25 protein-coding genes are annotated in these 18,869 nt (G+C 68.4%); 6 read left to right on the top strand and 19 right to left on the bottom strand.

From position 1 onward, the window contains the following. Position 1 precedes the first annotated feature (1 nt). From DEJ34_RS03875 to DEJ34_RS03830, 10 genes are all read right to left on the bottom strand, one after another. Positions 2-457, bottom strand: a complete 456-nt coding sequence (locus DEJ34_RS03875) for a hypothetical protein (protein WP_110912010.1) — start codon at positions 455-457, stop codon at positions 2-4. A gap of 1 nt (position 458) precedes the next feature. Then, positions 459-602: a hypothetical protein gene (locus tag DEJ34_RS03870; protein WP_181422300.1), complete on the bottom strand. Its 144-nt coding sequence runs from the start codon at positions 600-602 to the stop codon at positions 459-461. Positions 603-863: 261 nt separating this feature from the next. Further along, positions 864-1,181: a hypothetical protein gene (locus tag DEJ34_RS03865; protein ID WP_110912011.1), complete on the bottom strand. Its 318-nt coding sequence runs from the start codon at positions 1,179-1,181 to the stop codon at positions 864-866. A gap of 158 nt (positions 1,182-1,339) precedes the next feature. Then, the gene (locus tag DEJ34_RS03860; RefSeq protein ID WP_110912012.1) at positions 1,340-2,080 is read right to left on the bottom strand and encodes a hypothetical protein; all 741 of its coding nucleotides are present in this window, start codon (positions 2,078-2,080) and stop codon (positions 1,340-1,342) included. 15 nt (positions 2,081-2,095) lie between these two features. Continuing rightward, complete coding sequence (locus DEJ34_RS03855; protein WP_110912013.1) at positions 2,096-2,524, bottom strand: helix-turn-helix domain-containing protein; 429 nt, start codon at positions 2,522-2,524, stop codon at positions 2,096-2,098. Positions 2,525-2,530: 6 nt separating this feature from the next. After that, positions 2,531-2,728, bottom strand: a complete 198-nt coding sequence (locus DEJ34_RS03850; RefSeq protein ID WP_284180701.1) for a hypothetical protein — start codon at positions 2,726-2,728, stop codon at positions 2,531-2,533. A gap of 310 nt (positions 2,729-3,038) precedes the next feature. Next, entirely contained in the window at positions 3,039-3,452 is a 414-nt protein-coding gene (locus tag DEJ34_RS03845) for a helix-turn-helix domain-containing protein (protein WP_110912015.1), read from the bottom strand. Then, positions 3,449-3,640, bottom strand: a complete 192-nt coding sequence (locus DEJ34_RS03840) for a hypothetical protein (protein ID WP_146236960.1) — start codon at positions 3,638-3,640, stop codon at positions 3,449-3,451. Before DEJ34_RS03840 ends, DEJ34_RS03845 begins: the two co-directional genes overlap by 4 nt. Positions 3,641-3,648: 8 nt before the next feature. Then, complete coding sequence (locus DEJ34_RS03835) at positions 3,649-4,359, bottom strand: hypothetical protein (protein ID WP_146236961.1); 711 nt, start codon at positions 4,357-4,359, stop codon at positions 3,649-3,651. A gap of 5 nt (positions 4,360-4,364) precedes the next feature. Further along, positions 4,365-4,544, bottom strand: a complete 180-nt coding sequence (locus DEJ34_RS03830; protein WP_058741734.1) for a helix-turn-helix transcriptional regulator — start codon at positions 4,542-4,544, stop codon at positions 4,365-4,367. 114 nt (positions 4,545-4,658) lie between these two features. On the opposite strand from DEJ34_RS03830, the gene DEJ34_RS03825 reads away from it, so the two are divergent. Together DEJ34_RS03825 and DEJ34_RS03820 are read left to right on the top strand one after the other, a co-directional pair. Next, complete coding sequence (locus tag DEJ34_RS03825) at positions 4,659-5,093, top strand: helix-turn-helix domain-containing protein (RefSeq protein ID WP_110912018.1); 435 nt, start codon at positions 4,659-4,661, stop codon at positions 5,091-5,093. Then, positions 5,093-6,259 (top strand): tyrosine-type recombinase/integrase, encoded by a 1,167-nt coding sequence (locus DEJ34_RS03820; RefSeq protein WP_110912019.1) that lies wholly within the window; start codon positions 5,093-5,095, stop codon positions 6,257-6,259. Before DEJ34_RS03825 ends, DEJ34_RS03820 begins: the two co-directional genes overlap by 1 nt. An 18-nt stretch (positions 6,260-6,277) precedes the next feature. On the opposite strand, the gene DEJ34_RS03815 is transcribed toward DEJ34_RS03820, so the two are convergent. The 6 genes from DEJ34_RS03815 to DEJ34_RS03795 form a co-directional block, all read right to left on the bottom strand. Beyond that, positions 6,278-8,098 carry a DUF262 domain-containing protein gene (locus tag DEJ34_RS03815; RefSeq protein WP_110912020.1) on the bottom strand — a complete coding sequence of 607 codons (1,821 nt, stop codon included), beginning with the start codon at positions 8,096-8,098 and terminating at the stop codon, positions 6,278-6,280. A gap of 12 nt (positions 8,099-8,110) precedes the next feature. After that, positions 8,111-8,620 (bottom strand): DpnI domain-containing protein, encoded by a 510-nt coding sequence (locus tag DEJ34_RS15730; protein WP_110912021.1) that lies wholly within the window; start codon positions 8,618-8,620, stop codon positions 8,111-8,113. A 49-nt stretch (positions 8,621-8,669) separates the two neighbouring features. After that, positions 8,670-9,179 carry a hypothetical protein gene (locus DEJ34_RS03810; protein WP_146236963.1) on the bottom strand — a complete coding sequence of 170 codons (510 nt, stop codon included), beginning with the start codon at positions 9,177-9,179 and terminating at the stop codon, positions 8,670-8,672. A 12-nt stretch (positions 9,180-9,191) separates the two neighbouring features. Beyond that, a complete protein-coding gene (gene ychF / locus DEJ34_RS03805) occupies positions 9,192-10,280 on the bottom strand; it encodes a redox-regulated ATPase YchF (protein WP_110912022.1) in 1,089 nt (362 codons plus the stop codon). A gap of 119 nt (positions 10,281-10,399) precedes the next feature. Beyond that, a complete protein-coding gene (locus tag DEJ34_RS03800) occupies positions 10,400-10,609 on the bottom strand; it encodes a hypothetical protein (protein WP_110823644.1) in 210 nt (69 codons plus the stop codon). A 9-nt stretch (positions 10,610-10,618) separates the two neighbouring features. Continuing rightward, positions 10,619-11,176 carry a hypothetical protein gene (locus tag DEJ34_RS03795; protein WP_110912023.1) on the bottom strand — a complete coding sequence of 186 codons (558 nt, stop codon included), beginning with the start codon at positions 11,174-11,176 and terminating at the stop codon, positions 10,619-10,621. 90 nt (positions 11,177-11,266) lie between these two features. On the opposite strand from DEJ34_RS03795, the gene DEJ34_RS03790 reads away from it, so the two are divergent. Together DEJ34_RS03790 and DEJ34_RS03785 are read left to right on the top strand one after the other, a co-directional pair. Further along, a complete protein-coding gene (locus DEJ34_RS03790; RefSeq protein WP_349775010.1) occupies positions 11,267-11,902 on the top strand; it encodes an exonuclease domain-containing protein in 636 nt (211 codons plus the stop codon). An 89-nt stretch (positions 11,903-11,991) separates the two neighbouring features. Next, positions 11,992-13,254: a DNA recombination protein RmuC gene (locus DEJ34_RS03785; protein WP_110912025.1), complete on the top strand. Its 1,263-nt coding sequence runs from the start codon at positions 11,992-11,994 to the stop codon at positions 13,252-13,254. A 158-nt stretch (positions 13,255-13,412) separates the two neighbouring features. On the opposite strand, the gene glpX is transcribed toward DEJ34_RS03785, so the two are convergent. Next, complete coding sequence (gene glpX / locus DEJ34_RS03780; RefSeq protein WP_110823639.1) at positions 13,413-14,402, bottom strand: class II fructose-bisphosphatase; 990 nt, start codon at positions 14,400-14,402, stop codon at positions 13,413-13,415. 156 nt (positions 14,403-14,558) lie between these two features. Between glpX and fbaA the strand changes: the two genes are divergently transcribed. Next, positions 14,559-15,587 carry a class II fructose-bisphosphate aldolase gene (gene fbaA / locus DEJ34_RS03775; RefSeq protein ID WP_110823638.1) on the top strand — a complete coding sequence of 343 codons (1,029 nt, stop codon included), beginning with the start codon at positions 14,559-14,561 and terminating at the stop codon, positions 15,585-15,587. Between the two features lie 116 nt (positions 15,588-15,703). Beyond that, complete coding sequence (locus DEJ34_RS03770; RefSeq protein ID WP_110911407.1) at positions 15,704-16,963, top strand: M18 family aminopeptidase; 1,260 nt, start codon at positions 15,704-15,706, stop codon at positions 16,961-16,963. A gap of 22 nt (positions 16,964-16,985) precedes the next feature. On the opposite strand, the gene DEJ34_RS03765 is transcribed toward DEJ34_RS03770, so the two are convergent. Continuing rightward, complete coding sequence (locus tag DEJ34_RS03765; RefSeq protein WP_110911408.1) at positions 16,986-17,735, bottom strand: DUF6264 family protein; 750 nt, start codon at positions 17,733-17,735, stop codon at positions 16,986-16,988. Next, the gene (locus DEJ34_RS03760) at positions 17,732-18,796 is read right to left on the bottom strand and encodes a 4-hydroxy-3-methylbut-2-enyl diphosphate reductase (protein ID WP_110823986.1); all 1,065 of its coding nucleotides are present in this window, start codon (positions 18,794-18,796) and stop codon (positions 17,732-17,734) included. The genes DEJ34_RS03765 and DEJ34_RS03760 overlap by 4 nt, the downstream gene beginning before the upstream one ends. Positions 18,797-18,869 lie beyond the last annotated feature (73 nt).

The following is an 18,869-nucleotide window of genomic DNA, read 5'->3' as shown; positions in this document are numbered from 1 at the left end:
CCTAACTCCACTCGTAGAGGTATCCGGTGTTGCGCGGGTCGTCGACGTCGTCCGGGTTCATCAGCAGCCACAACGTCCCAGGGGACGGGTACGCCGGCGGTTCGAGTCCGACCCAGACGCGGACCGCGCTCGCAGGCACTCGCAGCAAGTCACCGATCGAACCGCCATCCGACGGAACGAAGAGCTTCCACTCCACGAGGTCGACGCCGACGTAGCCCTTGTCGGAGTCGAGCCACTCGATGCGGATCGTGTACCAGACCGCCGGGTCCACGTCTTCCGTGGCCTGCAGGAAGACCTCGAAGTCGCCGCCGAGGTTCGGGACGACCACCACCGGCTTCGTGGAGTAAAGCCGGGTTTCCGACACGGCTACTCCGGAGGGTGTGAAGATGATGCGCGGGCTGAACGCGGCGAGCGACTGGATGTTGAAGTCGCGGAGCGTGCCGGTGACGGCGGGCACGTCAGTCGTCCTCCCACTCGTAGAGGATTCCGGTGTTCCGGGGATCGTCCGGGTCGTCCGGATTTGTCTGCAGCCACTGCTTTCCGGCCGTCGGGTTCAGCGGCGGAGTCGGGCCTACCCATGTCTGATTCGGCTGATCGGTCACAATGCCCTCCTCGGGCTAGAAGCGGGTCGCCAGCCGACGTTCGCCGGCGGCGAGGGTCGAGCCGTGCCGTCGTGCTCAGCGAACTCCCGAGTTTCGATCTCCACTCCCCACCCGAGGGGCTTCAGATCGGCGACAACTCAGTGATCGAGCAGCATTCAAAGCACAAGGCTCGGAAGTTTTGAACCCCTCAGATGTTCGAGAGCGATCCCCGGCGGTCCTGGGTTGTGCTGGTACAAGGGGTCACCCCCCACCCCTCTGCCGTCATGCGTCGACCATCTGGGTGTCGCCTGTCTCGAGGTCGCGTCGGACGGTGACGGTTGTCCCGTTGGGCGCGGTCGTCGTGTACGTCTCCGTGCGGTGGTTGACGTTGGGGGTGGTGGGTCTCGGCTTCGGGATGACGAGGGTGAAGGCGTTCACAATCCCGGACGCGAGTGCCTGAGGTCCTGGTGCGGGTCGTGCGGAGGCTGCGACCTGGTTCGGGTCGGTGGTGTCTGCAGGTCCGTCACCGGGGGCTGTGGTGCTCGGGCGGGTGACGTCGTCGTCGAGGGTGGTGGTCGCGGTGTTCAACGTGCTGCTCACGGGTGCTGGTCCTTCCGTGCGGTGCGGATGGTGGGGGTGGCGCTGGTCGATCTCGACGCGGGGGAAAGGGATGCGCCCGCTCCTTCGGCCATCGATCCCACTCGCGAAGCTGTGCGGCCCGCGGTGGGTGACGTTGACGCCCTGCGCGTTCACGTGGGTCAGCGGTGTGCGCTGAGCCAGCTGGGCTTCTCGCCGATGTACGGCCGGGGTCCTGCCGGCTGCGGCGTTCCGAGCGGGCTCGTGGGGTTCGAGCGCTCGTCGGCGATCTCGTAGGCGCGCTCGATGGTCGCGCCGGTGATCTCGTGCGGTGCTGGGAAGCGGAACGTGTAGTACGTGACCATGCGCACGGCTGGGTCCCACTTGCGGAGCTCGATCATGTTCGAGACAGGGTCACCGAGGTCCGAGTGCGCGGCGACGAAGCCAGCCAACAGCTCGTGCCAGCCTCGGTTCATGGCGGTCGCGATGATGGCTCGCACGAGTGGCTGGTCACCGGTCTTCAGCGCGCGGTCCAGGAGCTGGGTTGCCTGGCGCTCGGCGCTCAGGGGCCCGGTCGGGGGCTGCTCGGCAGCGAGCTTCTCGACTCGGTCGAAGGCGTCCCGCGTGCCGACGATCGCGGCGCTGTCGCTGCTGTCGATCGTGCCGTAGAGCTGGCGCTCGAGGCGGGCGACGGCCGAGTCATAGGACTCCTGCTGTCGCCGCTGCAGCGCAGCAACGCGCTCCGCGGCGGGCGCCCAGATCTCGGCGATCGCGATGCGCTTGCCCTCAGCCGTCGTGCGGGTGTCCGAACGGATGACCTGCAAGGCCTGCTCGAACTCCCGCTGGATCGCGGTGGCCTCCGCTTCGAGGGGGGTGGGAGAGCTGAGGTCGGGTGGTGTCGTGTAGCCAGCGATGAGGCCCATCGGGTGTCCTTCCTGTCATGCCGCGCGTGCGGCCTTGAAGTGCTCGACGGCCTCCGGTGTGATCCTCCAGCGCCCGTCAATCTGCTGAGCCGGGAGCCGTTCCTCGCGGATCGCCTTGCGGACCGCTTCAGCTCCGACTCCGAGCCGGGCCGCCGCCTGTGCGGTGGTGAGGCCTTGAGATGACTCTCCAACCGGTTGTGGCGGAGTTGGGCGGACGGTTGTGTCGACGGAACCGACGCCGCGCGTCTCCCGCCATGCCATCGCGACCAGGCGCAGCGCGACGAGCGTCTCGTCGACCTCCGCGTCACGACCACGGTTCTGCACGCGGAAGTCGTCGAGGCCGGCGTACCGACCGAGGAACGCGGCTACACGGCCGGAGACGATGACGACGGGACCGGCCGTGCCGTGCACGAGCGCACTTGCTGGTCGCGGTGCCGTCGTCATCGCCCCTCACCCCCGGCCCGTCGCAGAGCTGTTCCCAGCCGTCGCGCCGCGATCACGAGCCGCCGCCTCGCTCAGCACCCGCCGGGACTCCTTGCCGAGATCCCGCATGAGCTTCCGCGACACGACGACCTCGTCCGCCTGCAGCACCCGCGCGCCGGCACCACGCAGGTCCGCGACCTCAATCGCGAGGGATGCGACCAACACCGCAACCCCTTCGCTCGGCTCGCCCAGAGGCATGGAATTCAGAACCGCTCGGAAGGCTGCACCGTCACGACGCCCAGCAGCTTCTACCAGCAACTCCGCTTGCTCTTGAAGGGCGCTCATGACAGGACCTCATCGGATTCCGCGATCAGGGCGCGCCCCGCGTGCCCTGTCCGTTCTATGACTGTTCCATGACCGTTGCTATGTCCTATTGGTCCTCGCTCTGGGGGCACCCCTCCCGTCGGAGCGAGGACACCCCCACCCCGCTCTGGGGATACCCCCACGTCAGCGCGGGGTGGCCCCGAATACCGCGCTACCCCTCGAGCGACCCGTCCTCGATGCACAGGTTCGACCCCGGAACCCGCACCAGATCGCCGTAGAGCATCGATCCGGACTCCGAGCTGTAGGAGAACGCCAGCACCGGCTGCTCTGCCGCCGCGCGCACCCGCGGCCTGAACAGCGGCAACAGGTACCGGTTGGGCATCTGCTGCGCGCCCTCGTTCATCACCCACGCCTCTACCTCGATCAAGCCCTCCTCTCGAAGCGCACGCAGCGCCCGCTCGACTGTCGACTTGCCGTAGCCAGTGTCGTCGGCGAGCCGACCGAGCGACGGCCACGCTCGCGACCACTCGTCGTTGTAGTAGTCGCCCAGCATCACCAGGACGAACTTCTGGGGGCCGGGGAGGCCGGTCTGCTCCCGTGCCCACCGGAACGCTTTCGTGCTCACTCACGGGCCGCCCCTCCGCCTTCCACGGCCGCCACAGCATCGACGAGCTCGTGGGCGAGCCGACGCGCCTCCCCGACCTCGAGCAGCACGCTGGGCGCCGGCAGGATCAGGGCGACGACCGTCCCCGCACCGTCCGGACGCCACCGCTTCTCGACGTGGATCGGGTGTGCCGCCGTGAGAACGCGCACGGCCGCCATCAGCCCCGCCCCGAACCGTTGAGCTCGTCCACGCGTCGCCGGGCGGTCGAGAACGCCGCTGCGAAGTCCCGCGGATCGTCGGCGCTGACCACGCGACCGCCACTGGTCAGTACCTGCCACCGGTCGCTGCCGGGCGCCGTCGCGACTTCGAGCTCCCAGCCCCGTCCCGTGGCGTGTAGCGCCGTGTGGCGCACCTGCGTCTCGTCGTCGTCCACGTGGAACAGGCCGTACATCGTGCATCCACGCAGTGCGCACCGGTAGCTGTGCTTCGCGACGTACGCCTCGAGCGGCTTCACGCTGCGGTGGAGGAGCTCTGGGTGCCGCGCTGCCATCTCACCGCGAGCCCACCGCTCCGGGTCGGTAAGGCGCATCAGCTCCCGCTCCGCGCGGTAGCCGGCACTGGCGCAGCGGGACAGCTCCTCGAACTGTGCGGCACCGTCCTCGAAGCCCTCGAACGCCGCGTAAAGCGTCCACGGCTCGTCGGCGGTCAACCGCTCGATCGTGACCTCCCACAGAGGCCCTCGCTCGCCCTGCGGGCCGAACTCTGTCCACGCGACGATGCGGCCGCTAGTCTCATCCATGATCTGATCCCTTTCCTGGTTCTGGATCTCGCCCCGACCGGTTGCCGCCGGCTCGGGGCTCTTCTCTGCGGCCACCAGCGCCGCCGCGGCCTCCGCCGCACTCATACCCGGGCGGAAGAAGTTCGCCAAGCCGGTCACGCCGTTGCTTCCGCGTGCTTCTGGATCCACGCCTCGACGTCCTCGAGGCGGAACATCCGGCGGCGGCCGAGCTTGAACGAGTCCGGTGCGGTGCCCCGGGAGACCCAGAAGCGCAGCGTGGACTCGGACGTGTTGAGGAGCTCTACTGTCTCCTCGAATGTGAGCAGCTTGCTCATCGTGCTCTCCCTCGAACGTGGGTGGTTTCCTTGCAAGGAAGCTAGGTGCAGTTGTCGCTAGTTGTCAACTACTGTCGTTATATGGAAGATCGACAGAGACAGCGCGGTAACGATATGGGCCCGACCGGACGGGCCGTCGCGGAGAACCTCAAGCGCATCCGCGTGGCCGCCGGCATGACGCAGGCGCAGCTCGCCGAGGCTGTTCGCGAGGTCGGCTACAGCATCCCGACCGCGGCGATCGGCAAGATCGAGACCCGGGACCGTCGCGTCGACGTCGACGACCTGGCTGTCCTCGCGGTCGCGTTGAACGTCTCGCCGCTCGGACTACTGATGCCGTGGACGCCCCGCCCGACCGACACCGTCGACGTCACCGGGATCGCAGGTAGCGACCGCTCGATCGACGTCTGGAGATGGGCAACCGGCCAGGCACCCCTCGTCACCAGCGACGACCTCGAGGACGCGATCTCGGAGGCATCGGTCTTCCGCAACCACTCGACGCCACCGTGGCTGCAGGTCCTCGTCGACTCGCCCTGGGACGCGAGCCTCTGATGGCGTCCATCCGCAAGCTCCCCGACGGCCGCTGGCAGGCCCAGTTCCGGCCGGTGCCCGGCGGGAAGCAGATCACGAAGACGGGGCGCACGAAGGGGCCTCTGCAAGCGTGGCTCGACGAGCAGACCGCCGCGGTCGTCACGGGCACGTACGCGTCCCAGAGGGCCGGCAGGCAGACGCTGCGTGACTTCTACGCGGAGTGGGCGCCCCGGCAGGTGTGGGAGGCCTCCACCGCCCGGTCGATGGCGATCGCGGTGAACTCGACGACCTTCCTCGACCGGCCGCTGCGCGATATCACCCGCGCGCACATCGAGGAGTGGATCAAGGCCATGCAGACCAAGCCCCGCGGGCGACCGGTCGAGGGCGAAGTGCAGCGCGTTGGCCTCGCGCCCGGGACGATCGCGACTCGGCTACAGAACGTCCGCACGGTGTTCCGCGCTGCGGTTGTCGACCGGAAGCTCGTCCACGACCCGACGGTCGGCGTTCGCCTCCCCCGCCGTCGGCGCCGCGAGGTCGCGATGCGCATCCCGACGCACGACGAGGTCCGCCGCTGGCTCGACGGCGCGGACCTCCACTGGCGTGCCCTCCTCGCCGTCTGCGCGTTCGCCGGCCTGCGCCTGGGTGAGGCGGCGGCCCTGCGTGTCAGCGACGTCCACTTCCTCCGGAACCCCCGCATCGAGGTCCGCCGGCAGGTGCAGCGCGTGAACGGGGGCACCGTCGAGATCCGCGCGCCGAAGCACGGCTCAGAGCGCGACGTGCCGGCCGCGGACGGCTTGCTGCAGGAGCTCTCCGCGCACATCGCGCTTCGAGGCCTCCAGGGGCAGCCGGAGGCGTGGTTGTTCCCGGCCGAGAACGGGCAGCCGGCGCACCAGAACACCGTCGGCTACGCCTGGAACACGGCGCTCGCCCGGGCGGGCCTCGAGGGACTCGTCCTGCACGACCTCCGGCACTACTTCGCGTCGGGGCTCATCGAGGCCGGCTGTTCCGTCGCGACAGTGCAGCACGCCCTCGGACACGCGTCGCCGTCCGTGACGCTGAACACGTACACGCACCTTTGGCCGACCGCCGAGGACCAGACCCGGACCGCCGCGCAGGGCCTCGTCGACGCCGTTCTGGGCGCTGCTGACGAATCTGTGACGAACGAGCCAGCCCGATCCGTGCGTTGACACGGATCGGAGGCCGCTCTAGTTGTTGAAGCGGAACTCCACGACGTCGCCGTTAACCGGCCCGGGAAGCGGGAACCGTGACATCACCCGTGATGCCAGCTCCTGCGTGCGGCGCTCAATGTCGTCACTGGTCCAAGAATCAAGCGTCACCAACTCAGCATTCAGCGACAGCCCGTTGCGATAACCGATCGGTCGACCTTTGGAGTCGAGTCGGTCGCGCTTTTCCACAAATGACTTGTTCCCGAGGTTGCTGTTATAAGCGGTGATCGTGAGGTTCCCAAGCCGGTGCTTGTGTTCCTCCTGCACTTCGGCAGCCACTTCCTTACCCCCGAGCATATCAACCCACGCCCTCGGCAGGTTTTCACCTTGTGGGAGGATGTGCTCGATAGTCCAAACGAAGTGATTCTTCTCCTGACGCCAGAGATCGACTGCCGTCTCCTTGGTCATCTCGTCTTCGGCAAGTATCGTCAAGGCAAACCTTGCAACATCAGTGTTGTCGTCATAAATGCGACCCAAGAGCCGTGCCCGAAACTCGTCGTCCGACGCCGACACCGCGGTCAGCTTCTCGGCGACGATCCCAAAGATATCCTCACCGCGGCCCGCGTCAATTGCATCAATAGCCGTCATGAAAAGCTTCGTCAGCGCATATGTTGGCGGATAGCCAGTCAAGTTGCGACGCACAAAAAAGCTCGTGAGGAGATCGGCAATTGCTTCAATATCGGCTTCATTGAGCTCAAGTTCGTCCTGCTTCGCCATCAACCACATCAAGAGGACGTAGGACGGGGCACCCTGAACTCGCAGGAGCCGTTGGAAGGCCCTGTCGAGCGACGTCGGTCGGTCAAGCTCGACGACACAGTTGATGCGGCCGTAGATCTTGCTCGCGGTGACGAGAGCATCCGCCACCTTTTTCAAGTCCCGCTCGAGAAGGTCCTCGTAAATTCGAATGAGATTCGACTTGGTGGCGACAGAGGCGTTGGGCACATCGGGTAGCTCTGACTTGAATGCGTTGTAGTAGTGCCGGAGAAAACGCTCCTGAGTGGAGTAATTGTCCCCCAGGCTCGTCAGCATGTCGTTCCAGTGTCTGAACGCCTGATCGACGTTCATGATCTTCTTTTTCTCCGACTCGGCGAGCAGGTGATTCTTGATTAAATCCACCGGCGAAAGCGGCATGCCACGGTTATTCAGCGACTCGAAGAGAACGAAGGCGTCTGAATGACTCACCACCTCGATCTTCACGATGACCGCTTTCAAGGCTGCCTCGTGGACTCGAAGCGCGGCCTCGGTCTCAGCTATGTCCTCAGTGTCGGCGAGCTTGAGAATTGCAGAGCGGAAGTACTGATAGCACTTCGCGATCCGTCGACTTGGGTAGTACGGCTTCCACTCGCCTTCGACGGGCAGCCCGGCCTCCTCGAGAACCTTGAGGTAGTCGAAAAGGTTCAGGCCCTGCTTTTGGGGCGTGACCCTCGGCTGTCCGTCACTCTTACGCACCAGCTGACGCCCGAGATTGGTGACGTCGGTCCGGGTGTCATCGTCGAGGCTATCGATGTGCTCCTTGAGCACTGAGTACACAGCGGCCAGGAGGAGCGTGAGCGTCGTGAGCCGTTGTTGACCATCGACCACCTGAAGGATGCTGCCTTCGAGCGCGTCAGTGGTCTGGTCGAGCGTGATGATGGTGCCTAGGAAGTGCGCCCCGTCAGCGTCGATCAAGTCCTCGAAGAGGTCCTCCCACTGAGCTTTGTGCCACGAGTACTCACGCTGGTACGGCGGGATCTTGTAGAGCACGTTGCCCTCATGACTGAAGAGCGTATGCACCGGATACTGGTTCGCTGACTTGATCATCTTCCTGCGCCCTCACTTCGATCCAGAAGATGTTGATCCGATTCGGAACTCCACCACGTCGCCGTCGGCATGTCGCACCGGGGGCGCGGTCGCCTTCGAGGTATCGATCATGAAGCCTTGCCACCCTGCCCGTTTCGCTGAAGGGCTGAGCGGCTTTCGCGCAGCAAACATCTCTGGCGTCTGCAGATCCCTCGGCAAAAACCAGATTCCCATCGCGCCAGTGTCATTCTCCACAACGAGGTAGAGCGAGAAGTAAATACCCGCAAGCATTCTCTCCTGCTGCGGACCCCACGCCGCCCCTAGAAACTGGCGCGGGCAGTCCATCGGAACCTCACCTTTGACAGACTTGGTTTTGACTTGTGCGAGGTAGCCGCAGAAGTCGCAGACAACATCCGCGCACTTGAAGTTGGTCGGGAGGAGTCGAAACGTTCGATCTGATCTCTTACACCCCGGGCACCGAACAAGTTTGGCTACTGCAGATTCTCCCCGGTCCCCCAGTGACTGGCGTGCGGTAGGACTCACTTCTTGCCCCCCGACGTCAGTCCAATGCAGAACTCCTCCAAATTGCCGTTCACGCGCGCCTCACCGTGAGCCCGCTATTGACCTTGCCGACAGAGGCGAAGAGCCACGGTTGAAGAGAATGGTCCCGCAAGTCCTTGAGGAGAGTTGCGGGATCCATTCGAGTCCCAACGAGAGCGTCTGAACTTGGGCGATGCGCCGCCGTCGCCTGCCCCCGATACACCTCAGCATGCACGCCTTCTTCAATCGCACGCCGACAAACGGCCCGAGAATAGTAGGCGACAAACTGCCCGTCACCCAAGGCGGCAGCAGCGTCAGGTATGTTCACCGCTTTTCCATCACTCTGAACCGATGCGCTGATGCCCGATGTCGCTAGCGTTCGACTGAGGGAGTCGGCGTCCCCGCTCGTGAACGCCGTACGCTGCGCGTCGAAGTAGTCAGCTTCCGACCCGGGCGCAGAACGCGCACTGATGTACACGCGTCCAGCAGCTACGTCGCTCTCGAACTCCTCGAGCATCGCCTGACGAGTCACCGCGTCGAGATCTGTGAAGGTGAAGGTCATTCGAGGCTTCCTCTACTTCTGTCCAGATGTTGCTTGAAAGCGGAACTCCACCACGTCGCCGTCCTGCATGACGTAGTCCTTGCCCTCGATGCGGGCCTTCCCCTGCGCACGGGCCTCGGCGATGGAGCCGGTGGCGATGAGGTCGTCGAACGAGATGACCTCCGCCTTGATGAAGCCCTTCTCGAAGTCCGTGTGGATCACACCGGCAGCCTGGGGAGCCTTCCACCCCTTGCCGATCGTCCACGCACGCGACTCCTTCGGACCGGCAGTCAGGTACGTCTGCAGCCCGAGCGTCTCGAACCCGATGCGCGCGAGCTGGTCGAGACCGGACTCGGTCTGACCGGTCGACTCGAGGAGCTCCGCGGCGTCCGCGGGGTCGAGGTCGATGAGCTCGGACTCCACCTGGGCGTCGAGGAACACCGCGTTCGCCGGGGCGACGAGGGCGGCGAGCTCGGCCTTGCGGGCCTCGTCGGTCAGGATCGCCTCGTCGACGTTGAACACGAAGATGAAGGGCTTGGCGCTGAGCAGCCCGAGCTCCTTGATCGGCTCGAGGTCGATCGAGGTCGCGGAGAGCAGCACGCCCTTCTCGAGCTCGGCACGGGCGTCGCGGGCGGTCTCGAGCACGATCGGCTCGGCCTGCTTCAGCTTGAGCATCTTCTCGTACCGCGGGAGCGCCTTGTCGATGGTCTCCATGTCGGCGAGGATCAGCTCGGTGTTGATGACCTCGAGGTCGTCCGCCGGCGAGACCTTGTTCGCCACGTGCACGACGTCGTCGTCGGTGAAGCCGCGGACGACCTGCGCGATGGCGTCGGCTTCGCGGATGTTGGCGAGGAACTTGTTGCCGAGCCCCTCACCCTCGCTCGCGCCCTTGACGATGCCGGCGATGTCGACGAACGACACCGGCGCGGGCACGGTCTTCTCCGAGCCGAACAGCTCCGCGAGCTGGTCGAGACGCGGGTCCGGCAGGTTCACCACCCCGACGTTCGGCTCGATGGTCGCGAACGGGTAGTTGGCCGCGAGCACCTGGTTCTTGGTCAGGGCGTTGAACAGGGTCGACTTGCCGACGTTCGGGAGACCGACGATTCCGATGGTGAGTGCCACGGGAGGAGAGCCTACCGGCGGCGGCGTGACGGGGCCGCCCCTGGGTCCCGCCGCAGGTTCCGAGCCGACGCGCCGGCGACGGACAGGGCCGTGCCGGTGGGGAGCCTCCAGTGTGTCCGTCAGCCGCCGCTCGACGTGGGATCCAACGTGGCGTACCAGATCGCCGCGATGACGAGCCCGCGGAACCCGGCGAGGGCGCCGACGGCGATCGCGACGCAGGTGCCGGCGAGCACGAGGGCCAGGCTGATCGCCCGTCGTGCGGTGCGCGGCGGTGCGTCGACGACCTCGGCCTGCGCCAGCAGGTCGTCGAGGTCGCGTGGGTCGGCCATGACGGGAGGCTACCGCCGCCCGCCTGGTCGGACCAGGGCCGCCACCTGCTCCTCGACGACGCTCAGCACCTCGACCTGGAGGCGCTGGGAGCGTCGCCAGTCACCGGGGACCTCGAGCGCGTGGTCGGCTCCGACGACGGTCACGAGCCGCGCCCGGGTGTGCGTGACACGGTCGGGCCGCCACATGGGATCGGCGGAACCGCCGACCGCGACGTCTCCGTCGCTGACCGTGGCGAGCGCGTCGCGCACCGTGTCGTCGGTGAGCACCGGGGTCAGCCACACGCCGGGGACCTCGTGCGCCACCGCCCAGGGCAGGGCGGAGCACCCGAAGGACTTGGCGACCACCAGGTCGGGCAGCCGGTCGCCGAGCGCGGTGGCGACGTGTTGCGTGACGAAGCCGACCGGGTCGGCGCGGGCAGCGTCGTCGACCGTCCAGTCGGGTGCGAGGACCGCACAGCCGCACTCCCGCGCGATGGTGGTCGACCACCGGAGGAGCGGAGCCTGCTGTCCGTACCCGGCGCCCGCCAGGACGAGGACGAGCGGGGTGCGTGCGGGACCGGTCTCCATCGCCACAGCGTACGAGCGGGGACTCCCGCTGCCGGCACCACGCCGCGCTCGATTCCGGAGTTGTCGTATCCCCGTGCGACGATCGATCGCGTGTTGAACTTCACCGCGATCGACTTCGAGACCGCGAACAACTCGCCCGCGAGCGCGTGTTCCGTGGGACTCGTGAAGGTGCGCGGCGGCCGCGTCGTGGAACGGGCCTCCTGGTTCATCCGCCCGCCCGCCGGGCATGACGCGTTCCTCGAGTGGAACACGCGGATCCACGGGATCGTCGAATCGGACGTGACCCACGCCAAGACGTGGGAGCAGCAGTACCCGGACCTCGTCGCGTTCGCCGACGGTGACGTGCTCGTCGCGCACAACGCCCGCTTCGACATGGGCGTGATCGCCGGCGGTTGTGCGGCGACGGGGATCGAGATCGCCGAACACCACTCGATGTGCTCGCTGGCGGTCGCACGGAAGACGTACACGCTCGACTCGTACCGGCTGCCGTCGGCCGCGACGGCAGCCGGCTTCTCCGGCTTCCAGCACCACGACGCGGCGGCCGACGCCGAGGCCTGCGCCGCCATCGTCGTCCACGCGGCCGGGTTCCACGGCGTCCCGACGGTGGAGGCGCTCGGCGCCGTGACCCGGGTCACGATCAACCCGGTCCGCGCCCGTGTCGAGAAGCCGAAGGCGACGACGCCGCAGCCGCGGCTGTCACGTCGCCCCATGGTCTTCTCGGACTGACCGCGCTCCGACGGGCCCCGTCCGGCCCGTCGCACGGCTCGCCGCCGGTCGGGAGGCCCGGTGTCGGTGGGACCTGCCAGGGTCGCGTCATGCAGATCCTCGCCCTGGTCATCGGTCTCGTGATCGGCATCGCCGTCGGGGCCGTGGTCGCGTGGTCACTCGCCCGGTCCCGTGCCGGAGTGGACGCAGCGACCGCGAACGCGACGGCGGACGGCCTCCGTTCCCAGCTCGACGTGGCCCGACGTGACGCCGAGGAGCGGCTCGACGCGCAGGACGCGCAGTACCGCCGACAGGTCGACTCCCTCGAGCGCCGGGCGGCCGAGTTGGAGCACCTCGTGCAGCGCATGCACGGCGCCGAGTCGAACCGGGCGCACGACGAGTCGAAGGTGCTCTCCGCGCTCAGCCCGGTCGCCGACACGTTGCAGGTCATGCGGGAGAAGATCGCCGAGCTCGAGCGCTCCCGCAGCGAGCAGTACGGCGCCCTGTCGGCGCAGCTCCGGTCGGCCGCCGAGTCCGAGGAACGCCTCCGTGCCACGGCCGAGACCCTCGCCAGCGCGCTGTCGTCGAACAGCACGCGCGGGGTGTGGGGCGAGACGCAGTTGCGGAACGTGGTCGAGGCCGCCGGGCTGCTCGAGCGGGTCGACTTCGACGTGCAGTCGTCGGTGACCACCACGGCGGGGGCGGCCCGCCCGGACATGATCGTGCACCTGCCGGGCGGGAAGAACATCGCCGTCGACGCCAAGGTGCCGTTCGCCGCGTACCTGCAGGCGATGGACATCCCGGCGTCCGCGACCGGGGCGGAAGGTGCGCGGCGCGAACACCTCATGGCGCAGCACGTCAGGGCGCTCCGGGCGCACGTCGACGCCCTGGCGGCCCGGGAGTACTGGTCGGGCTACGACGCCTCCCCCGAGCTGACGGTGGCGTTCATCCCGTCGGAGTCCCTCATCGCGAGCGCCCTGGCCGCCGACCCCGGCCTGCTCGACCACGCGTTCCGCAAGCGGGTGGCACTGGCTTCGCCCGTGACGCTGTGGTCCGTGCTGAAGACCGTCGCGTTCTCATGGCAGCAGGACGTCGTCACGCAGGAGGCACGCGAGCTGTTCCGGGTGTCCCGCGAGTTGCACGGGCGGCTGTCGACCATGGCCGGGCACGTGGACAAGCTCGGCCGGTCGATCCGCGGTGCCGTGGTCGACTACAACCGGTTCGTCGGGTCACTCGAGCGGCAGGTGCTCCCGAGCGCCCGTCGGCTGTCGCTGCTCGACGAGTCGAAGGTCATCGCGGACCCGACGTCGATCGAGGACGAGCCGCGGTTGCTGACGGCGCCGGAGCTCGTCGCGAGCACCGAGCGCGACTGAGCAGCGCCGGGACCGGGGTCGGGGCCGGGGCCGGGGCCGGGGCCGGGGCCGGGGCCGGGGCCGGGGCCGGGGCCACGAAAACCCGCTCGAACCACGGGAGTACGTGGTTCGAGCGGGTTCTCCTTGTGCGGATCCTCGGCGCGCCGCGGGTCAGCGGATCAGAACCACTTCTCGGCGCGGTGGTCCGCCTGGATGCGGCGGATCGTGTTCGAGCGGGACCGGAGCACGAGCGAGTCGGTGTGGATGACGCCGCGCGAACGACGGACACCGTCGACGAGGACGCCGTCGGTGACACCGGTCGCGACGAAGAACGTGTTGTCGCCCGTGACCAGGTCGTCCTGGTCGAGCACCTTGTCGAGGTCGTGACCGGCGGCGACGGCGCGCTCGCGCTCCTCGTCGTCCTTCGGCTGGAGCTTGCCGAGGATCACGCCGTCGAGCGCCTTGATCGCGCAGGCGGTGATGATGCCCTCGGGCGTCCCGCCGACGCCGACGCACATGTCGATGTTCGACCCGGGCAGCGCCGCTGCGATGCCACCGGCGACGTCACCGTCGAGCAGCAGTCGGGTGCCGGCACCGGTCGCGCGGATCTGACGGATGAGTTCGTCGTGGCGCGGGCGGTCGAGGACGGCGACGACCATGTCCTCGAGGTCCTTGCCCTTCGCCTTGGCGAGCGCACGGATGTTCTCGCCGATGGGCTTCTCGAGGTCCAGGACCCCGCGGCCCTCGGGCCCGGCGGCGATCTTGTCCATGTAGAACACGGCGGACGGGTCGTACATGGAGCCGCGGTCCGAGACGGCCATGACGGAGATGGCGTTCTGTCGCCCGGCGGCCGTCAGCGAGGTGCCGTCGATCGGGTCGACCGCGATGTCGCAGGCCGGGCCGTGGCCGTTGCCCACGTGCTCGCCGTTGTAGAGCATCGGGGCGTTGTCCTTCTCGCCCTCACCGATGACGACGACGCCGTCGAAGTTCACCGTGCCGAGGAACTTGCGCATCGCGTCGACGGCGGCACCGTCGGCGAGGTTCTTCTCACCACGTCCGACCCACGGCTGTGCCCGGATCGCGGCGGCCTCCGTCGCACGCACGAGTTCGAGCGCCAGGTTGCGGTCGGGCTGGAGGAACAGGGAGCCGGTCTCAGTCGTGGGAGTCACGACCCGAGCCTACCGACCGCCACCCTCCCGGCCTCCCCGCGCGCACGGATGTGCACACCGTGCTCCGTCCACAGGTGCCGACCACATCCACCGCCCACCAACCGCCCCTGACTAGCATCGGTTGCGACATCACCGAAGAAGTCGAAGGAGAACCCAGTGCCCATCGCAACGCCGGACCAGTACGCCGAGATGATCGACCGCGCGAAGGCCGGGAAGTTCGCCTACCCCGCGGTCAACGTGTCATCGTCCCAGACCATCAACGCGGTCCTCCAGGGTCTGACCGAGGCCGGCTCCGACGGCATCATCCAGGTCACGACCGGTGGCGCGGACTACTTCGCCGGGCACACGGTCAAGAACCGAGCAGCCGGCGCCCTCGCGATGGCAGCCTTCGCGCACGAGGTCGCGAAGAACTACCCCATCACGGTCGCGCTGCACACGGACCACTGCCCGAAGGACGCCCTGGACGGCTTCGTGCTCCCGCTCATCGCGGCGAGCGAGGAAGAGGTCCGCGCGGGCCGCAACCCGATCTTCCAGTCGCACATGTGGGACGGCTCGGCGGTCCCCCTCGACGAGAACATCGAGATCGCCAAGACGATGATCGAGAAGACGCGGAACATCAACGCCATCCTCGAGGTCGAGATCGGCGTCGTCGGCGGCGAAGAGGACGGCGTGCAGCACGAGGGCACGAACGACGCGCTCTACACGACCTCGGGCGACGTCGAGCGGGTCGTCGAGGCACTCGGCATGGGCGACCAGGGCCGCTGGATCGCCGCGCTGACCTTCGGCAACGTGCACGGCGTCTACAAGCCGGGCAACGTGAAGCTCCGGCCCGAACTCCTCGGCGAGATCCAGGATGCCATCGCGCAGAAGCACGGCACCGGTCAGAACCCGCTCGACCTCGTCTTCCACGGCGGTTCGGGGTCGACCGACGACGAGATCCACCAGGCCGTCCGCAACGGCGTCATCAAGATGAACATCGACACGGACACGCAGTACGCGTTCACGCGGTCGATCGCCGGTTCGATGTTCTCCAACTACGAAGGCGTCCTCAAGATCGACGGCGAGGTCGGCAACAAGAAGCAGTACGACCCGCGCGCCTGGGGCAAGGTCGCCGAGACGGCGATGGCCGCCCGCGTCGTCGAGGCCACGAAGGTCCTCGGGTCCGCGGGTCAGTCCCAGAGCTGAGCAGCGAGCACCCGGTCCGGACCGGGAGGAACGGGGCACGTCCGACGGACGTGCCCCGTTCTGCGTCCCGTGGCCTCTGCTGCGTCCGCCCACCGCCGCCGTGCCACGATGGACGGATGACCGTCGACGCCATCGCCAGCGAGTTCGCCCACTTCGTCACGGAGTCGCCGACCGCGTTCCACGCCGCCTCGGTCGCGCGCGACCGCCTGGTGGCCGCCGGGTTCACCGACCTCGCCGAGACCGACGCATGGCCGACCGAGCCCGGGGCCTACGTCGTCGTCCGCGACGGCGCGGTCATTGCCTGGCGCCTCCCCGGAGGAGCCACGGCGACGACGCCGTTCCGCATCCTCGGCGCGCACACCGACTCCCCCGGGTTCCGGATCAAGCCGAACCCGTCCGTCCGCGTCGGCGGCTGGGAACAGCTCAACGTCGAGGTCTACGGCGGCCCGGTCCTGTCGACGTGGTTCGACCGTGACCTCCGCATCGCCGGACGGGTCGTCCACGCCGACGGCACCGCGAGCCTGTTCGACACCGTGGACGCCGTCGCGCGGATCCCCAACCTCGCGATCCACCTCGACCGCGGCGCGAACGACGGCCCGGGCATCGACAAGCAGCGCCACACGCTGCCGATCGTGGGCACCGACGGGACCACCGGCGGCACCGACGTCGAGGCGTGGCTGCGCTCCCGACTCGGCGAGACGGCCGTGGCGTGGGACCTGTTCCTCGCCGACTCGCAGGCCCCGTCGCGGATCGGCATCGATCGTGCATTCCTGGCGTCGGGCCGGATGGACAACCTGACGAGCGTGCACGCCGGCCTCCGCGGGATCGTCGAGGCGCCGGGCGACGGCGACCACATCCCGGTGTTCGCCGCGTTCGACCACGAGGAGATCGGGTCCTCGTCGCCGTCCGGTGCCGGCGGGCCGTTCCTCGAGGACGTCCTCGCCCGCGTGCAGGAGGGGCTCGGGGCGAACCGCTCCGAGTCCGCCCGCGCCTTCCGGGCATCGTGGCTGCTGTCGAGCGACGCGGGGCACCTGGTGCACCCGAACTTCTCGGAGAAGCACGACCCGACCAACCGCCCGCGCCCGGGTGGTGGCCCACTCCTGAAGATCAGCGCGAACCAGCGGTACATGACCGAGGCGAAGGGCACCGCCGTGTTCGCGGCGGCGTGCGAGTCCGCGGGCGTGGCGTTCCAGCCGTTCGTCAACGTGAACACGATCCCGGGCGGCTCGACGATCGGACCGATCGCGGCGACGCGTCTCGGCATCCCGACGATCGACATCGGCGTCGGTCTGCTCTCGATGCACTCGGTGCGGGAACTCGTGCACGTCGACGACCTCGCCGACCTGCACGGGGCGGTCGCCGCCTTCCTCGCCTGACGGCGCGGCATCGGCGCTGGGCCTAGCCTCCGGCAGCCTGCCGCATCATCGCTGCGACGAACCCGTCGTCCCGGAAGACCACGGCGGCGAACACCACCGCGCTGAGCAGGGTCGCCACCGCTCCCCCGAGCAACGGCACCCAGAAGCTCCTCCGACCTGCGCGGAGCCGGACGACGGTCCACCAGAGGACGAGCGCGAAGACCACGAGCATGACGACCGAACTGATCATCGCCGCGCCGTTGAGCGCTCCGGGGTCCTGCAGAGCGGTGTAGTTCGTCTCGAGCTCCTCGCGCACCGTCGAGGCGACGGACCCGATCGAGAGTGACTGGACGACGCTCACGAGCCCCATGCCGAGGAGCACGAAGGTCAGCAGCACGTCGACAGGGGACGCGCCGAGCCGTCGGGCCGACGCGGCGTCCCCGGTGGTCGGCGTCCGGTCGGCCGTCGCAGCAGCTCGTGCTCGGACAGCGGGACGACCCGACCCGCCGGCGGCCCCGGGAGCGGCCGACGCGGCAGCGCGCTCGCGGTCCTCGCGTTCCTGACGTTCCTGACGTTCCTGACGTTCCTGTTCGACGAGGACCGGGTTCACCCAGCCCTCGGGCGCGTACTCGCCGTACTGCGGAGCCGGTCGCCCAGCCGGGACGGCGCCCGGGGTCTGCGTGGCGGCACCCGCGGTATCGGGGGCGATCCGGGCCTCCTGAGCGTCCACGGCCGTGGTCCCGCGCGGCGGGACGACGTCCCACCCGGTCGGGCGTCCGTCCGGAGCGCTCATCGGGTGCGCCCGCCCAGCGGACGCGTCGGCTTGCCGTCGGCGTCGGTGCGGAGTTCGCGCGGGAGGGAGAACATGAGGTCCTCGTGCGCGGTGACGACTTCCTCGACCGTGCCGTAGCCGGCGTCGGCGAGTTGGTCGAGCACCTCGGCGACCAGGACCTCCGGGACGGAGGCGCCGCTGGTCACGCCGACGGTCTCGACCCCGTCGAGCCATTCCTGCCGGATCTCCTCGGCGTAGTCGACCCGGTGCGCGTCTTTGGCACCGTACTCCAGGGCGACGTCGACCAGGCGCACGCTGTTCGACGAGTTCGCGGACCCGACCACGATGACCAGGTCCGCGGCGGGTGCGACCTTCTTGACCGCGACCTGCCGGTTCTGGGTGGCGTAGCAGATGTCGTCGGAGGGCGGGTTCTCGATCGACGGGTACTTCTCCCGCAGGAGCCGGACCGTCTCCATCGTCTCGTCGACGCTCAACGTGGTCTGCGACAACCACACGAGGTTGTCCGGATCGGGGACCTCGAGCGCGGCGACGTCGGCCGGGCCGTTCACCAGGATCGTCCGCTCGGGCGCGTGACCCATGGTGCCCTCGACCTCTTCGTGGCCGGCGTGCCCGATCAGGATGATGGTGCGCTCCGCCTTCGCGAACCGGGAGGCCTCGCGGTGGACCTTCGTCACGAGCGGGCAGGTGGCGTCGATGGCGTGCAGGTCGCGTGCGGCGGCTCCGGCCACCACCGCCGGGGAGACACCGTGCGCGCTGAAGACGACGTGCGACCCGCGTGGCACCTCGGCGACGTCGTCGACGAACACGGCGCCGCGCTGCTCGAGTGTGGAGACCACGTGGACGTTGTGGACGATCTGCTTCCGGACGTACACCGGCTCGCCGTACTGCTCGAGCGCCTTCTCGACCGCGACCACGGCGCGGTCGACCCCAGCGCAGTAGCCGCGCGGCGCCGCGAGCAGCACCCGCTTGCTCCCGCTGACCGGCAGGTCACGCAGGCGTCCGCGCGCTGCGGGGACCCGCGGCGGGGCGAGCGGGACCGAGTGGCCGTTGGTGATCGTCACGTCCCCGATGATAGGTGAGCAGGACCCGCGCAGCCTGGGCACGGACGAGCCCGTGGAGAACGCGCGGACGGCC

The organism is Curtobacterium sp. MCPF17_050 (assembly GCF_003224435.2).
Classification (GTDB): Bacteria; Actinomycetota; Actinomycetes; order Actinomycetales; family Microbacteriaceae; genus Curtobacterium.
The sequence above is the reverse complement of the archived record's forward strand: the minus strand, read 5'-3'. Positions and strand labels throughout refer to the sequence as shown.

What these genes read in the sequence shown, in the direction of transcription:
- DEJ34_RS03860 (WP_110912012.1), bottom strand. Translation starts at nt 2,080, where the DNA reads ATGGGCCTCATCGCTGGCTACACGACACCACCCGACCTCAGCTCTCCC.
- DEJ34_RS03855 (WP_110912013.1), bottom strand. Translation starts at nt 2,524, where the DNA reads ATGACGACGGCACCGCGACCAGCAAGTGCGCTCGTGCACGGCACGGCC.
- DEJ34_RS03830 (WP_058741734.1), bottom strand. Translation starts at nt 4,544, where the DNA reads ATGAGCAAGCTGCTCACATTCGAGGAGACAGTAGAGCTCCTCAACACG.
- DEJ34_RS03825 (WP_110912018.1), top strand. Translation starts at nt 4,659, where the DNA reads ATGGGCCCGACCGGACGGGCCGTCGCGGAGAACCTCAAGCGCATCCGC.
- DEJ34_RS03820 (WP_110912019.1), top strand. Translation starts at nt 5,093, where the DNA reads ATGGCGTCCATCCGCAAGCTCCCCGACGGCCGCTGGCAGGCCCAGTTC.
- DEJ34_RS03815 (WP_110912020.1), bottom strand. Translation starts at nt 8,098, where the DNA reads ATGATCAAGTCAGCGAACCAGTATCCGGTGCATACGCTCTTCAGTCAT.
- DEJ34_RS03810 (WP_146236963.1), bottom strand. Translation starts at nt 9,179, where the DNA reads ATGACCTTCACCTTCACAGATCTCGACGCGGTGACTCGTCAGGCGATG.
- DEJ34_RS03800 (WP_110823644.1), bottom strand. Translation starts at nt 10,609, where the DNA reads ATGGCCGACCCACGCGACCTCGACGACCTGCTGGCGCAGGCCGAGGTC.
- DEJ34_RS03795 (WP_110912023.1), bottom strand. Translation starts at nt 11,176, where the DNA reads ATGGAGACCGGTCCCGCACGCACCCCGCTCGTCCTCGTCCTGGCGGGC.
- DEJ34_RS03785 (WP_110912025.1), top strand. Translation starts at nt 11,992, where the DNA reads ATGCAGATCCTCGCCCTGGTCATCGGTCTCGTGATCGGCATCGCCGTC.
- DEJ34_RS03770 (WP_110911407.1), top strand. Translation starts at nt 15,704, where the DNA reads ATGACCGTCGACGCCATCGCCAGCGAGTTCGCCCACTTCGTCACGGAG.
- DEJ34_RS03765 (WP_110911408.1), bottom strand. Translation starts at nt 17,735, where the DNA reads ATGAGCGCTCCGGACGGACGCCCGACCGGGTGGGACGTCGTCCCGCCG.